At 42.1% G+C, this 14,819-nt stretch carries 13 protein-coding genes; 8 read left to right on the forward strand and 5 right to left on the reverse strand.

From position 1 onward, the window contains the following. Positions 1-143: 143 nt before the first annotated feature. From QJS82_RS02070 to QJS82_RS02085, 4 genes are all read right to left on the reverse strand, one after another. Positions 144-956 (reverse strand): MipA/OmpV family protein, encoded by an 813-nt coding sequence (locus tag QJS82_RS02070; RefSeq protein WP_281491079.1) that lies wholly within the window; start codon positions 954-956, stop codon positions 144-146. 76 nt (positions 957-1,032) lie between these two features. Then, positions 1,033-2,031, reverse strand: coding sequence for a rhomboid family intramembrane serine protease (locus QJS82_RS02075; RefSeq protein WP_281491080.1), 999 nt, complete (start codon positions 2,029-2,031; stop codon positions 1,033-1,035). Between the two features lie 265 nt (positions 2,032-2,296). Beyond that, complete coding sequence (locus tag QJS82_RS02080; RefSeq protein WP_281491081.1) at positions 2,297-3,484, reverse strand: alpha-hydroxy acid oxidase; 1,188 nt, start codon at positions 3,482-3,484, stop codon at positions 2,297-2,299. 66 nt (positions 3,485-3,550) lie between these two features. Then, positions 3,551-3,865, reverse strand: coding sequence for a glutaredoxin family protein (locus QJS82_RS02085; protein WP_281491082.1), 315 nt, complete (start codon positions 3,863-3,865; stop codon positions 3,551-3,553). A gap of 393 nt (positions 3,866-4,258) precedes the next feature. On the opposite strand from QJS82_RS02085, the gene mtgA reads away from it, so the two are divergent. The 6 genes from mtgA to QJS82_RS02115 all read left to right on the forward strand — a co-directional run bounded on the left by mtgA (position 4,259) and on the right by QJS82_RS02115 (position 9,169). Beyond that, entirely contained in the window at positions 4,259-4,945 is a 687-nt protein-coding gene (gene mtgA, locus QJS82_RS02090) for a monofunctional biosynthetic peptidoglycan transglycosylase (protein WP_201563101.1), read from the forward strand. 161 nt (positions 4,946-5,106) lie between these two features. Beyond that, the gene (ppk1, locus tag QJS82_RS02095) at positions 5,107-7,374 is read left to right on the forward strand and encodes a polyphosphate kinase 1 (protein WP_281491083.1); all 2,268 of its coding nucleotides are present in this window, start codon (positions 5,107-5,109) and stop codon (positions 7,372-7,374) included. 348 nt (positions 7,375-7,722) lie between these two features. Continuing rightward, a complete protein-coding gene (locus QJS82_RS02100) occupies positions 7,723-7,893 on the forward strand; it encodes a hypothetical protein (protein WP_201563097.1) in 171 nt (56 codons plus the stop codon). A gap of 129 nt (positions 7,894-8,022) precedes the next feature. Next, a complete protein-coding gene (locus QJS82_RS02105) occupies positions 8,023-8,280 on the forward strand; it encodes a hypothetical protein (protein ID WP_281491084.1) in 258 nt (85 codons plus the stop codon). 123 nt (positions 8,281-8,403) lie between these two features. Then, entirely contained in the window at positions 8,404-8,793 is a 390-nt protein-coding gene (locus QJS82_RS02110; RefSeq protein ID WP_281491085.1) for a hypothetical protein, read from the forward strand. Positions 8,794-8,938: 145 nt separating this feature from the next. Further along, complete coding sequence (locus tag QJS82_RS02115) at positions 8,939-9,169, forward strand: hypothetical protein (RefSeq protein WP_281491086.1); 231 nt, start codon at positions 8,939-8,941, stop codon at positions 9,167-9,169. 182 nt (positions 9,170-9,351) lie between these two features. Here QJS82_RS02115 and QJS82_RS02120 read toward each other — a convergent pair whose 3' ends face one another. Next, entirely contained in the window at positions 9,352-10,065 is a 714-nt protein-coding gene (locus QJS82_RS02120) for a MiaE family protein (RefSeq protein WP_281491087.1), read from the reverse strand. A 714-nt stretch (positions 10,066-10,779) separates the two neighbouring features. Between QJS82_RS02120 and QJS82_RS02125 the strand changes: the two genes are divergently transcribed. After that, positions 10,780-12,978, forward strand: a complete 2,199-nt coding sequence (locus tag QJS82_RS02125; RefSeq protein WP_281491088.1) for a malate synthase G — start codon at positions 10,780-10,782, stop codon at positions 12,976-12,978. Positions 12,979-13,555: 577 nt separating this feature from the next. Continuing rightward, positions 13,556-14,626 carry a porin gene (locus QJS82_RS02130; protein WP_281491089.1) on the forward strand — a complete coding sequence of 357 codons (1,071 nt, stop codon included), beginning with the start codon at positions 13,556-13,558 and terminating at the stop codon, positions 14,624-14,626. The last annotated feature ends 193 nt before the right edge of the window (positions 14,627-14,819 follow it).

Consider the following 14,819-nt stretch of genomic DNA (forward strand, 5'->3'; position numbering starts at 1 on the left):
TAATAGGGTGCGTCCCACGCACCATTTTTAATAAATAGCTATACTATCGGTGCGCTAGGCGCACCCTACAATTAAAGTAGAGTTTAAAAAGACCTTGTCACATAACGCGACAAGGTCTTTTTTTATTGCATATACGTGCTTAACTAAAATTTATAAAGCAATCCTAGCGTCGTTGTTGCATCCGTACGCGAGTCAACCATTGGACTGTCATATTGCTCATTTGGCAGATAGCTTAAGCTTTGATTGGCAAATCCTGCCCAGCGCTCATTAAAATCATAATTAGCGCTAATATTGATATAAGGGTTTAAGCTATTATTTGACTCATAAGCAGCGACGCCTGTATTTGCAAACTCTTGCGCACTAACGCCATAATAATAGTTATTGTAGTCAGCATCATGATATTCAAAGCCAATGCTTGGATAGACCGTCAGCTTATCTTTAGTGATTTTGGCAAGATAGGTCAAGCGCGCCGTATTGCCGCCACTATTATCTAAAACGTCAGTCGCGACTTGCAGGCGAAAACCACCCACAGGCGTACGACGCAGATACGATAGACCGGCAGCGGCTGAAGCCTTACGTTTATCCAGACCTTGCAGCGCGCCAGTCGCATCATCAGGGTCGAATTCACTGCCATCGAGCTGAGCATAAGCGGCTAGCTGATTGGTGCCATCATTGATGATATAAGCGCCCGCTTGCGCACCGCGTGCATAGATTCTGTTGTTATCATAAAACACACCTGGCAATACTTTTATGTCGGTGCTGTCTTCCAAATCATAAGCCGACTTGACCGCCATGACGTTGACGCCGACGCTTAAAATGGCATCTTTATCAGTCGGTAAGTTGTTTTTAAACAGTGCGGCATTAGAGATGCTGGCGACACTAAATAGGGCAGTGGCGGTCAATGCGCTAAGGACAGTGCGCGTCAACGGTTTCGATAGCGCTGATGATTTAAACATGATTTGCTCTCATAAGTGGGTGGGATAAATGGTAAAAACAGAGTCGATGAATAGAATAATAAATAAGTCTGGCATTTTACTCAATGGCTGCTAGCACTTGTAATATCTGCTGATGAATATCTTGCCACCACCATATAAAGCCGATACTGATCAGCAGCATGACCAGCCACGGTAGCAAGTGCCAAATAAGCGTCGATTTGGTCGCTGTTTGTTGTTCGTTAAGTTTGCTGTGATTAAGGCTTGCGTGATTAGCATTCACATTTATAGGTAAGTTTACAGCAGAGTCATGATTAAAACTGCTGTTATTATCAAAATTGCCCTCATTATCAAAGCGAGGAGCGAGGGTAGAAGTAGAGGCAGAAAAGTCCGTGTTGCTACTTACGGGAGAATTGATATACGTCGTTTGATAAATGTCTTGAGGTGCGCTAGGTACATGCTGTAGCGCAGCAGCCAACCGCTGACGGTAGGCAATGGCAAACGCCAATGCAATCACCAATCCTGTTATCGCGCCACCAATATGACCAGCATTATCAATCCCCGGTACGGCAAAGCCATATACCAAATTGATGCCCATAATAATGATTAGGCTTTTCAAATTGAGCACCATACCATTGACTGATATTTTAAACAGCGCAGCTATCAATAGCGCGGCACCGATACCCATGATACCGCCAGACGCGCCCGCAGATATGCCCGGTTGTCCAGTGCCATCTAAGATACCTTGCCACGTAATATGGTTGTTCAGTAGGTTGCCACCGATTGCCGCCAGTAAAAATAATACCAAAAACTTCGCTGAGCCAAACATCGGCTCGGCGATTTGCCCAAAGAAATACATGGCAAAACCATTAAACAATAAATGCATCAGACCGATATGCAAAAAGGCACTACTTGCCAAGCGCCATGGTTCACTGTCCATGGTATAAGGCAGAGCATTGGCACCCCATTTTAGTAATTCTTCAGTCGATGGATTATTGGCATCGACGCCGCTCAGTACTTGCATGATAAATAAACCGATAAAGCTGACTAATAGCAAAGTGGTGACGGGCGCGGTTTTTAATAATTGTTGAATGGTCATAAACGCAAACTATCAATAAAAAGTGATGAGTAGAGTATAAAGGCTAGGGTTAGGGCATGTCACCCATAACTGGGTTATAGTCGATTCAACTTCAAAACGATATAGGGTTGCTAGAATAAATTTTTCGAAGCCTTTGGAGTGCTAAGCACACAGCAAGCAAGGAAAATTTATTCTAGCAGCATGCTATTTTGAGCATATCCTTTTTACATCGAACTGAATATATCAATATTTAATAAAGTTGGGTTTTTTAATAAGGACTGGCTTTTTAATAAGCATAAGTTTTAAGATTCTCATAAGTGCCTTTGACCAAAATGTCATCCGTCACTTGATTGATATCGGTGTGACCGCAAAACGCCATGCTGATATCACACTCGTTATAAATAAGCTCTAGCGCACGGCGCACACCATCTTCGCCGTAAGCGCCAAGTCCATATAAAAACGCGCGCCCAATCATCGTACCATTAGCGCCTACAGCCAACGCTTTGAGCACATCTTGACCGGAGCGAATACCACTATCGAGCCAAATCTCAATATTGCTATTTTCTGCTCGTACCGCTTGCACGATATCAGCGAGCGCGGCAATGGAGGACAGCGCCCCATCGAGCTGACGGCCGCCATGGTTTGAGACGACTAATGCATCGGCACCGCTACGAGCAGCCATGATGGCGTCTTCAGGTTCCATAATACCTTTTATAATCAGCTTGCCGCCCCACATATCTTTAATGCGCGCGACATCATCCCAGCTCAGCGCCGGGTCAAACTGTTCAGCCGTCCATGCCGAGAGCGATGAGATATCCTCGACGTTTTTGGCATGACCGACGATATTGCCAAAGCTATGACGTTTGGTGCCGAGCATATTCATGCACCATTGCGGCTTGGTCATGAGGTTTAATATATTGCCAAGGGTAGGCTTTGGCGGCGCAGATAGACCGTTTTTGATATCTTTATGGCGCTGTCCGAGCACTTGTAAATCCGCGGTTAAGATAAGCGCAGAACAATTGGCCGCCTTAGCACGGCGAATCAGGTTTGCCATAAACTCTTGGTCGCGCATCACATACAGCTGAAACCAAAACGGCGCACTGGTATTTTCTGCCACATCTTCGATAGAGCAGATACTCATGGTCGAAAGCGAGAAGGGCACGCCAAATTTCTCCGCTGCCCGTGCGGCGTGAATCTCACCATCCGCCCACATCATACCGGTAAAGCCAGTTGGGGCGATAGCAACGGGCATTTTGACTTTTGAGCCTAGCATGTCAGTGGCAAGCGAGCGCCCTTCCATATTGACCAATACCCGCTGGCGCAATTTAATACGGTCAAAGTCGGTTTCATTATTGCGATAAGTGGTCTCAGTCCATGAGCCTGAATCGACGTAATCATAAAACATCCTCGGTACTTTACGCTCGGCAACACGGCGCAAATCCTCAATTTCCGTTATTTTCTTTAACTCTTTCATAGGTTTCTCATTATTATGATTGTTTTATAATAGCGCTCTTATGCTGGCTGTTTTATAAAGACTGCTTTATGACGCTACTAATAATTGCTGAAAATCCAACACTGAAAACGGATAATTCAAGCGTTTTGATGGCGTTAATATTACAGGAATGGTGGTAGCAAACTCCATCATCAATGACTCATCAAAACCGGCAATATCGACATGCTGATAGCTTATGGGCTGCACTGCTTGAAACTGGCTTAGCAACTGTTCAGCAATGTCACAAAGATGACAGCCAGAGGTGCCGAGTAGCCACCATTGATCCTGATTTTCGTCCGTGCCAAGATTGGGGCTGGCGGCAATCATCCGTGCCCGTAATATTGCTACCGTATTATTAGCCATATTTGCACTCTTGTTCTTATTTGTGTTTATCGCCAAGCATTACTTTTAAATTTTTTAAACGCCAATCTCAACTTATCGTAGGCTTTTGATTTTTATAGAATTTAAAATTTTAATTGTTTTAACTGAAATTTTAAAAACTAAGTAAACCAATACCTTAGAAAAATAAGTTGAGAGTGGGGTTTTTTAAGGAAAAATATTCGTAGCACTTGGCAGTATTTACATAATAAAGAAATAGGGTAAATAATGACAGCGATTGTGAGATTAGGTAAGATGACCTGCTATTTATCATTGCGCATTGTTAGCATCTTATTGATAGCTTGCCGTTTATAGCGCGCCATTTATAGATGGCCGCTTTTTATATGACTATTTTTTCACCACTCGGATATCGCACGCATGACAAGTTTTGGCAAATTTATCAAACGTTTATTATTGGCATTCATGTTGTTGGTCGTGGCATTCCATATATTGGTCGCAGGGTTACTGTTGATTTGGAAAACCCAGCCGATTAATAACAGCATGTTTATGCTGACCCATCGTTTAACGGGTGGCACGGTCACCCAGACGTGGGCTGAGTATGACGCCATTGCCAAATCTGCCAAACAAGCGGCGATTGTCAGTGAGGATTCGACGTTTAGCCAGCATAATGGCTTTGATATGAAAGGCATTAAGGCGGCACAGAAAAAGAACGAAGAAACTGGCAAAATGTCAGCGGGCGGCTCAACGATCACCCAGCAATTGGCCAAAAACTTGTTTCTCACTTCGCATCGCTCTTATAGCCGTAAAGCTGAGGAAGCGATTATCACTGTCATGATAGAAACTTTGTGGGATAAGCAGCGCATTTTGACCGCTTATCTCAATGTGGCGGAGTTTGGCAATGGCATTTATGGTATCGATGCCGCCGCCCATCATTATTTTGATAAATCAGCTGCCAACCTAAACCGTGACGAATCCGCTTTACTCATCGCCATGCTGACCAATCCGAAATACTATGAAAGTCATCAAAGCGACAAACGCTTGCGTAACAAACAACGCATCATTAAAAAACGGATGAAAAATGCCGTCTTGCCACAATCGGCTTAGCTTGCTCGCTCAAACTATTAGTGATTTTAAATAGCGGTAAGATTAATTGTGCTATGTTATAGGATGTAAAATTAGCCGCTCTAAAAAACAATTGGCGTAAAAATATTTTAATATAAAAATAAAAGATGATGGCGTATCGATAACGCTAAAGGAGTGGGAAGATGGCAGAGATAGATAATAAGCATGAAGTTAATGACAGTGTTGATATGAGTATAAAAACTGACAATGAAGTAAGCACAAGCCTTATTGAAGTGAGTGACAATCCGATTGATGGTTTAACCGATAGTGTGACTAACAGTTTAACGGAGAGCTTGACTGACATTGATTGGCAACGTTCAGAAGATGGCAGCTATTCACCGAGCAGCTATATCAATCGCGACCTGTCATTATTACAATTTCATTTGCGGGTTTTAGCGCAGGCGGCCAGTTCGCGTCATCCTTTATTAGAGCGGTTATTTTTCTTAATTATTTTTTCATCTAACATCGATGAGTTCTTTGAGATTCGCGTCGCCGGTATCATGCAAAAGCTCAATCTGGGTGATGTATCGACCAGTGTCCACGGTATGCGTCCAAGCGAAGTATTAGAAGAGATATCCGTTATCACTCACGCTGCCATCGCTGAACAATACCGTATTTTAAATGAAGATATCCTGCCCGCACTTGCCAAAGAAGATATTCGCTACTTAAAACGTGATGAGCTAAATAGCGAGCAATCGGCGTGGATGAAGCGTTATTTCACCGAGCAAGTATCACCGGTATTAACACCTATCAGTATTGACCCTGCGCATCCATTTCCACGTTTAGTTAATAAAAGCCTAAACTTTATCGCTACCTTGGAAGGCAAAGATGCCTTTGGTCGTGATATCAATTTGGCGATTGTACCAGCACCGCGCAGCTTGCCGCGCGTGATTCGTCTGCCTGATCAGCTGACAGGTGGTAAAGAGCATCATGTGATGCTATCAGCCGTGATTCATGAACATATCGGTGAGCTATTCCCTGGCATGAATGTCACGGGTTGCCATCAGTTTAGACTGACACGCAATGCTGATTTGGATTTGGCAGACGATGTCGATGATATTGCCAAGGCCTTAGAAGGCGAGCTTGAAAACCGCCGCTTTGGCGACAAGGTACGCTTAGAAGTCACCACCGATTGTCCAACGCCTATTAGTGATTATCTGCTCAATGAGTTTGAGCTGCATGACAATCAATTATACCGCGTCAATGGACCGGTGAACTTAACGCGCTTGCTGTTTGATTTTAATATTCCAGCACTGCGTTATCAGCCGTTTACCCATGTCGTACCCAAACCGTTTCGTCGTGAAGTCGATAAGCTCGATAAAGCGACCAGCATGTTTGCGGCGATGCGTAAAGGCGATGTCTTGGTTCATCATCCATTCCATGCCTTTTCACCGATTATCAATCTGTTGTGGCAAGCGGCAAGCGACCCAAAAGTATTGGCCATTAAGCAAACGCTATATCGGTCAGGTACCAATTCAGAAATCGTCAAAGCCCTAGCGGCAGCAGCGCGTCATGGTAAAGAAGTGACGGCGGTTATTGAATTACGCGCCCGCTTTGATGAGGCGTCTAATATCGCGGTTGCTAATTATCTGCAAGAAGCTGGCGCGGTGGTCGTTTACGGTATTGTTGGCTACAAAACCCATGCCAAACTGATGCTTATCATTCGCCGTGAAGACGATAAAATCCGTCGTTATGTGCATCTCGGTACTGGTAATTATCACGCGGCTAATGCCAAAGTTTATACCGATTATGGTTTATTTAGTGCCGACCCCGATATCTCAGAAGATGTGCATAAAATTTTCCAAGAGCTGACGGGAATGGGCAAACCTGCCAATTTGAAAAAGCTCCTGCATGCGCCGTTTACCTTGCATGAAAAGCTAATGAGCTTTATCGATGATGAAATTGCCCATGCCAAGGCAGGCAAGCGCGCTCATATCATGGTCAAGGTTAATGCGCTGACCGAGCGACGCCTGATTGATAAATTATATGATGCGTCACAAGCAGGGGTTAAGATTGAGCTAATTTTGCGCTCCATGTGTTGCCTGCGCCCGCAAGTAAAAGGGTTGTCTGAAAATATCACTGTGCGTTCTGTTATCGGGCGTTTTTTGGAGCATACGCGTATTTATTATTTTCATAACGATGGGGACGAGCGTTTATATTGCGGCAGTGCCGATTGGATGGATCGCAACTTGTTCCATCGCGTCGAGGTGGCATTTCCCATTGAAGATAAGAAGCTCTTTAAACAGATTTATGAAGATGGGTTATTAAATTACCTGAAAGACAATGTGCAAGCGTGGACACTTGACGGTAATGGCGTTTGGCAGCAGATTGAACCTGCTGCAGGTGAGCTGCCGCATATCGCGCAAGATTATTTGTTAAAAGTCATCAACCGTGTGGGCGAGTCAGTTTAGCGAAATGGCTTTAATAGTCAGTTTTTAATTAATCTGCTTTTATTAGCGTTGCTTACTTCTATCTTGGATGAACCTAGATAGTATGACCCTTTAATATTCCCAATCAAAATATTCTAAATCAAAGCCAAGCATAGAATTAATCTACGCTTGGCTTTTTCGTGTTAATAATCTCTATTGAGAATGATGATAAGCAGTATAAAGACGAAACATGCGTTACAAACTGTCTGGTAACCTCACATTTATTCACACATTGATACCGCAGTGCACTGGTTAGCGATTGAAAATTCTTCCTATAATTGATACAGGCTTTATTACTGATATCTCAATTATAAAAAATAGGAATGAATCATGAGCAATACCAAGAACGATACCTCAGATATTAAAAAAGCAGCAGAGCAAGCCGATAGTCAGCAAATCGAAAAAAACCTAGCCGACAATAAAGAAGTCGATGTGCCGGAAGAGTTGAGTAAAGAAGAACAGACTTCTTTTATTGATGATGATTTGCGTACTGATAAGTGATTTTAATTTAACTAATTTTAATTTATCTAAAAAGCAACCAGTACCCCAAAAAAATCAGTAGTAATGAGCATATTTATTACTGCATAAAAATTAAATAATGCTCTAAACCATAAATGCGAGGGACGCGCCATGCCAACTAATACCCATCCAAACCGTGAAGAAGCGGTACCCGTTCGTGATCCAGCAGCCTTACATCCAGACAATCCCCAAGACAGCTATGAAGGTCGTAAACATGAGCCTAATATCGATGGACCACAGCAAGAATCACAGGAAACGGACGAGATATATTCTGACCCTCGTAAAGAAGAGGACTTACCAGCAGGCGGCAAAAATGTCGCGGATTTAAACGCTTATGATTTATCGAAAAAAGGTAATGAATCGCGTTAAGCCATTGTTCAATTTACAAATAAGTAAGCAGTATTAGAAATTCAATGATCAACAATAATAACGATAACCGCAATAATCTAATATGATCAGAACATGATAATAATTACACATGATAAGGATACCATGATGCAAAATGAAAATATGCAAACCAAAGATCCCGCTTTAACCAAGACGCGTCTAGACGACGCTGATGTTAATAGTTTTAATACTAATACAACTGATGCTCATACAGCTAATGCTCATACTGAAATTGACAATAGCATTACTGAAAATAAAGGGACATACACCTTTAAAGAAGGCGTGATTAATTCAGAACACGTCAACGATAATGACAATCCTGCACGTCAGCCAGATCGCCGTGACCAAGAGGGCAATGCATTTGACGAAGGTATCAATGAGCATACGATGGTTGGTGATGCGGCTAAAAGCGTAGGTATCAATGACTTAAACCGCTATGCCAACGTTGATAATGCTCAAACACGCGTGCTAAATCCTGATGAAAAAGATTTTTAACACTTATATTTTCAGCATTAATTTAATTCAGCATTAATTTAATGAGGCGCTAGATGTTAATGTGCCCACTGTTTTTCGTTTAGATAGCCGTTTATATACTACTGTATATACCAGTGATGTTAACAAGGTTAGAAAAGGAATTGCCATGAATACGCTAGATGATAGGGATGCGGAAACGAGTAATTTAAAAACGGCTCATTTAGAACATAATGTGCCGCTTAAAGATGCCGATGACAATAATGGGATTGTTGCTGATGATGCATTGCAAACAGCCAATCCAGCAGAAGCAGCAAGGTTAACGGATGACCATGATCCGCATCATGTCGCAAAAAATCATAAAGAATACGACAGCGCTTTAATGGAGAGTGATAAATAACAGTTTTAGAAAGTATGCTAAGAAAGTAGATAGTTAGACAGTGTGAAGTGAAGAAGTATAAAGCCAAAAGGTGCAACAATTAGCGATACTCATATCGACTGATTGTTGCACCTTTTTCTTTTTAAACCGCATTTTAGAATGGTTAAAATCCTAGCCATTAAGATATGGCACAGATTCTATAATTAAGCCGGTTCACCGCTATGAAAACGCAGCTCAGTATCTGGGCTCGATATCAGCTCCGCTTCTACCGCTTTAAAAAACGCCACGCGCTCGTCGATATTATCCTCTGACAATGACTGCGCCAGTGCCAGATAATCTTCAAAATGACGGCTTTCTGATTTAAGTAAGTAGCGATAGTATTTTGCCAATCGCTCATCATTAATGACTTCTGCCAGCGCAGCAAAACGCTCACAAGAACGCGCTTCAATAAACGCTCCGATAATTAATACATCTATCATCGCTGCTGGCTCGTAGGTACGTTTATGTTTCAGCATACCTTTAGCATAACGTCCGGCACTTAGATATTTCCATCCTTGCCCGCGCTCATTCATGATGCCAAGCACCTGCTCATAATGCAGCATCTCCTCGCGTATCAACTGCGCCAGTTTTCGCTGTAAATCATAAGAAAACTCATAGCGAAATAATAAGTTCATTGCTGTACCAGCCGCTTTTTTTTCACAATTGGCATGATCTTGAATGATTAATGGCAAGTCAGCAATGGCGGCATTTACCCACGCTTGTGTGGTTCGCGCACCTAAAAATTCATAAATAGGGGATAAATCGACCTTTATAGGCGTTCGTAATTGCGCAATATCGACGCTGTCTTCTTGATTATTTTCTTCTTGAGCGCCATTTTCTTGGGTTAAAGTTGCAAGGTTTTGTGTATTGATAGTCATAGTTTTATTGGGCTTTATTGAGTAGTTGTAAAACAGCATTTATTGAATCATGATAAAAAGGTCTGAAAATAAATAAGTCTGCTATAGTCGATTCAACTTAAAAAGAATACATGGCTGTTGGGATAAATTTTGCAAAGCATCGAAAAGTGCGAAGCGCACAGCAAGCAAGAAAAATTTATCCCAGCAGCAGGCTATTTTTAACCTGCCTTTTTTATATTGAACTGACTATATAGCGGCAAATATCTTTAATAGCATCTGGCATTATGGATCATTTGACGTGTTTGATACTTTTAAACGCTTTAGCTTAATAGATAACCGTTAAGCATAAATTACTATGGTAGTGATTACTTACAGTTTATCCATCGTTTCCATCATTGTGCTTAAACAAGGCGTTTATAGCATCTAAAGCCATACGTCTTATAGGGTATCATTTATCTACAGCCTAAGTATTTACTTACTGAATGATGTTTCCTTGTTTATTTCATTATTTGATAGTAGGATGAGATTTTGCTTTTGGGACATTCTGTCTTACTATTGATTGCTAGTGAGTAGTTGATACTCAGCATTATATCAACTATCCATGCTATCGTAAAAAGTAAGGTTTATCACCTTAGTATTTGCTTAAAGCTGATCTAAATAGTAGCAACTTAGATCTTAACTGCGATAGTAGTAACCCGGGATTAACACACTTCACGAACAGATAAGGATAACAATATGAGCCAGTCTTCTAACGCCAATCGTATTCAGAAGGGCATTCTTGCCATCGATAAGCAGTTGTTCGATTTTATTGAAAACGAAGTGCTGCCGAAAGTCGGTGTGGATTCAGACAGTTATTGGTCAGGTTTTGAAAAGGTCATTAAGGAGTTTACGCCGCGTAATAAAGCGCTGCTTGCGACCCGTGACAAAATCCAAGCCCAGATTGATCAATGGCATCTAGACAATCCTGTCAAAGACGGCGACATTGACTATCCTACTTATAAAGCATTTTTACAAGAAATCGGCTATCTGTTACCAGAAGGCGAAGATTTCAAAGTCAGCACTCAAAATGTCGATGACGAGATTGCCCATATCGCAGGACCGCAGTTAGTCGTACCCGTACGTAACGCGCGCTATGCATTGAACGCGACAAACGCTCGTTGGGGCAGCTTGTATGATGCTTTGTACGGCACAGACGTGATCAGCGATGAAAATGGTCAAGAAGCAAAAGGTGGCTACAACCCAACTCGCGGCGCTGCTGTCGTCGCCTATGCCAAAAAATTCTTGGATGAAAACTTTGCCCTAGCCTCAGGTTCATACAACGATGCAACCGGTTTTAAAGTGGTCGATGGCAAGCTTGAAGTGCTACAAGGCGATAGCAGCACTGAGCTAAAAAATGCCGCTCAATTCGCAGGTTTTGTGGGTGATGCAGCAAGCCCAACCGGTATCTTATTAAAGAATAATAACTTACACGCTGAAATTCAAATCGATGGCAGCCATCCAGTTGGTAAAGACGATCCAGCCAATATTAAAGACGTGCTATTAGAATCAGCCATTACAGCGATTCAAGATTGTGAAGATTCAATCGCTGCCGTCGATGCTGAAGAAAAAGTAGAAGTCTATCGCAACTGGTTTGGTTTGATGAATGGCGATTTGCAAGAAACCTTTGAAAAAGGCGGCAAAACCCGTACACGTAAACAAAACCCAGACCGCGAATATACCACGCCAGATGGCGACATCCTTACCTTACCAGGTCGCTCATTATTGCTAATTCGTAACGTTGGCCATTTGATGCAAAACCCTGCGATTTTAGTCGATTTGGGTAATGGTCAAGAAGAGATCTTTGAAGGCTTGATGGATGGTTTGATTACACCGCTATTGTCTTTAAACGATTTAAAAGGTAACAACCAGCTATCAAACTCGCGTAAAGGTTCGATGTATATCGTTAAACCAAAAATGCATGGTCCTGAAGAAGTCAAAATGGCGAACGATTTGTTTAATGCCTCAGAAGACTTATTGGGCTTAGAACGTAATACCCTTAAAATCGGTATTATGGACGAAGAGCGCCGTATGACGGTCAACCTAAAAGAAGCGATTCGCCAAGCCAAAGAGCGCGTTATCTTTATTAATACTGGTTTCTTAGACCGTACCGGTGATGAGATGCATACCAGCATGAACGCCGGACCTTTCGTACGTAAAGGCGATATGAAGTCAGAAGCATGGCAGCCAGCTTATGAGCAGTGGAACGTCGATATCGGTTTAGAGACGGGTCTACAAGGTCACGCTCAGATTGGTAAAGGCATGTGGGCGAAGCCTGATGAGATGAAAGAGATGATGGAAACCAAAGCCGCGCATCCACAAGCGGGCGCTAGCACAGCGTGGGTACCATCACCAACGGGCGCCACCTTACACAGCATGCATTATCATCAAGTGAATGTCGCTGAGGTGCAAGACAAGCTAAAATCACGTGCGCGTGCCAGCTTAGATGACATCTTGACCATTCCATTGGCAAAAAACACCAACTGGACGGAAGAAGAGAAGCAGCAAGAGCTTGATAATAATGCTCAAGGCATCTTAGGTTATGTCGTACGCTGGGTAAACCAAGGTGTTGGTTGCTCTAAAGTACCTGATATCAATGATGTTGGTCTTATGGAAGACCGCGCGACACTGCGTATCTCAAGCCAGCATATCGCCAACTGGTTACATCATGGGGTCATCAGTGAGCAACAAGTGATGGATACCATGAAGCGCATGGCAAAAGTCGTCGATGAGCAAAATGCTGACGATAATGGCTATCAGCCGATGGCAAATGACTTCGATAACTCGTATGCCTTTAAAGCGGCTTGTGATTTGGTACTTAAAGGTCGCGAGCAGCCAAGTGGCTACACTGAGCCATTGCTCCATCAAGCACGCCTTGATCTAAAAGCCAACTGTTAAACCAATTAGCCCATATGCTTGATTAAGTAATATAACTAGCGTTAGTTATTATTAACGGGCTTTGCTTTAAGGCTATTTATCTAGGTATAAGTAGCCTGCTAACGTTTTGTTTTTAATAAGCATATTAAATATAGTTAATATGCTTATTACTGATATTTCTCAATAACACCTCTATTCGTCCATGGCGGGTAGGGGTGTTTTTTTGTCCCTAATTAAATATAGGTTAAACCTCATAGTGGACATGGCTTTGAAGATTTTTTGTCATTAGAGACGTAAAAAATATGTTGCAAATTATGTCAAAGTTGTTATGCTTGTACTCGAAGTATGAGTTTGGTAACGGATGTTACGCAACAGAGCGATAAAGACCAACGTTTACATGGCAGTTACGATTTCGATCCCAGTTATGTAAGTCATGGTTTTTTTCATCTTACGGTAATAGAACTTCGCCACACTTGTTTCTGACTAATCTCGGTAGCCAGTTACACATTATATCTTTGAGGATTTGTGACGATACCATTTTGGGCACCGGCTAATAATAGCTCGCTCATTACTAAAATTGTAAAGTGGAGATACCCCCATGAAAAAACTACTTTTAGCTACAGCAATCGCTGCCCTATCTGTATCTGCAGCCAATGCAGCACCAACTCTATACGGTAAAGCTTTTTTAGCTGCTGATTATGTTAATGCTGAGTTTGATGGTCCTGCTGGCAACATGTATGATGAAGATACAATAGAAATCAACTCTCATGCTTCACGTATTGGTATCAAAGGTTCTGAAGCCATGACTGCTAATACTGATGTTATCTATCAGTTAGAATACGGCACAAGCGTCGATGGTGATACAAATGGTTTCACTAACCGTGACACCTATCTTGGTGTTATCAACAAACAATTTGGTGAATTCCGCGTTGGTAAAAACCAGTCTACTTTAGACAGAATTAACAACGTTATCACTGCTGATAGTGGTTATTGGGATAACTTAGGCCAGAATGAATTTGAAGGTGAGGCTGTTGAAGCGTTGAACATGGCTGATAGTAGACGTGTTAATAGTTCAATTATCTGGACTGCACCGAAATACGATGGTTTACCATTAGAAATCTCTGCAATGTATAACTCTGATGATCAGAATAACAATGATAATTCTGGCTTCGGCGTTGCAGCTATGTTTGATCAAGGCACAGGCTTCACCGCTGGTGTTGCTTATGATAAAGACACTAACATCTCTGGTGATATCATCCGTGGTACAGCGACCGTTGATTTAGGCAAGTTCATTGCCGCTCCTGTAACTCTAGGTGCGCTATATCAAGTAGCTGATTATGATTATGATCGTGCTGAGGATACTAAGAAAGAGAAAGGTCTAATCATTAGTGCGGCAATGCCTTTAACTAACTTTGCTCGCCCAGCTTCTATCTATGCACAGTACAACAAAACTGACAACTTAAACGGTTGGAATAACGCTGATTCAGATCAAATCGTTGTTGGCGGTAAGTACTTCTTTAAAGACAACATGATCATGCATGCCTATGCTGGTATGAACAACGCTGACAATGTTAGATCTGTAAATATCGACGGTGACAACGTAACTTATGGTCCTTATGGCGATGCAGAAGTATTCGTAGTAGGTACTGGTCTAGAATACAAATTCTAATCTAAACATTAGAATCTGATTATAAAAAACTCATCCTTCGGGGTGAGTTTTTTTGTTGTGACCTTTTTAAAGCCGCAGTGGGTTATAATAGCTACGTATTTACGATGATTACGCACTTATGACAATTAAGCGTTAAAAACTGAGTGTTTTAAAGAGTTTGCGCTTTTGCCCTATATTTTGTGGCGTATTTTTA

Source organism: Psychrobacter maritimus, assembly GCF_029953575.1.
GTDB classification, from domain to species: domain Bacteria; phylum Pseudomonadota; class Gammaproteobacteria; order Pseudomonadales; family Moraxellaceae; genus Psychrobacter; species Psychrobacter maritimus.

Bases quoted from the DNA above. Each gene is read 5' to 3' on its own strand.
- QJS82_RS02075 (WP_281491080.1), bottom strand. From the start codon at position 2,031: ATGACCATTCAACAATTATTAAAAACCGCGCCCGTCACCACTTTGCTA.
- QJS82_RS02080 (WP_281491081.1), bottom strand. From the start codon at position 3,484: ATGAAAGAGTTAAAGAAAATAACGGAAATTGAGGATTTGCGCCGTGTT.
- ppk1 (WP_281491083.1), top strand. From the start codon at position 5,107: ATGGCAGAGATAGATAATAAGCATGAAGTTAATGACAGTGTTGATATG.
- QJS82_RS02125 (WP_281491088.1), top strand. From the start codon at position 10,780: ATGAGCCAGTCTTCTAACGCCAATCGTATTCAGAAGGGCATTCTTGCC.
- QJS82_RS02100 (WP_201563097.1), top strand. From the start codon at position 7,723: ATGAGCAATACCAAGAACGATACCTCAGATATTAAAAAAGCAGCAGAG.
- QJS82_RS02085 (WP_281491082.1), bottom strand. From the start codon at position 3,865: ATGGCTAATAATACGGTAGCAATATTACGGGCACGGATGATTGCCGCC.
- QJS82_RS02120 (WP_281491087.1), bottom strand. From the start codon at position 10,065: ATGACTATCAATACACAAAACCTTGCAACTTTAACCCAAGAAAATGGC.
- mtgA (WP_201563101.1), top strand. From the start codon at position 4,259: ATGACAAGTTTTGGCAAATTTATCAAACGTTTATTATTGGCATTCATG.
- QJS82_RS02130 (WP_281491089.1), top strand. From the start codon at position 13,556: ATGAAAAAACTACTTTTAGCTACAGCAATCGCTGCCCTATCTGTATCT.
- QJS82_RS02105 (WP_281491084.1), top strand. From the start codon at position 8,023: ATGCCAACTAATACCCATCCAAACCGTGAAGAAGCGGTACCCGTTCGT.
- QJS82_RS02115 (WP_281491086.1), top strand. From the start codon at position 8,939: ATGAATACGCTAGATGATAGGGATGCGGAAACGAGTAATTTAAAAACG.
- QJS82_RS02070 (WP_281491079.1), bottom strand. From the start codon at position 956: ATGTTTAAATCATCAGCGCTATCGAAACCGTTGACGCGCACTGTCCTT.
- QJS82_RS02110 (WP_281491085.1), top strand. From the start codon at position 8,404: ATGATGCAAAATGAAAATATGCAAACCAAAGATCCCGCTTTAACCAAG.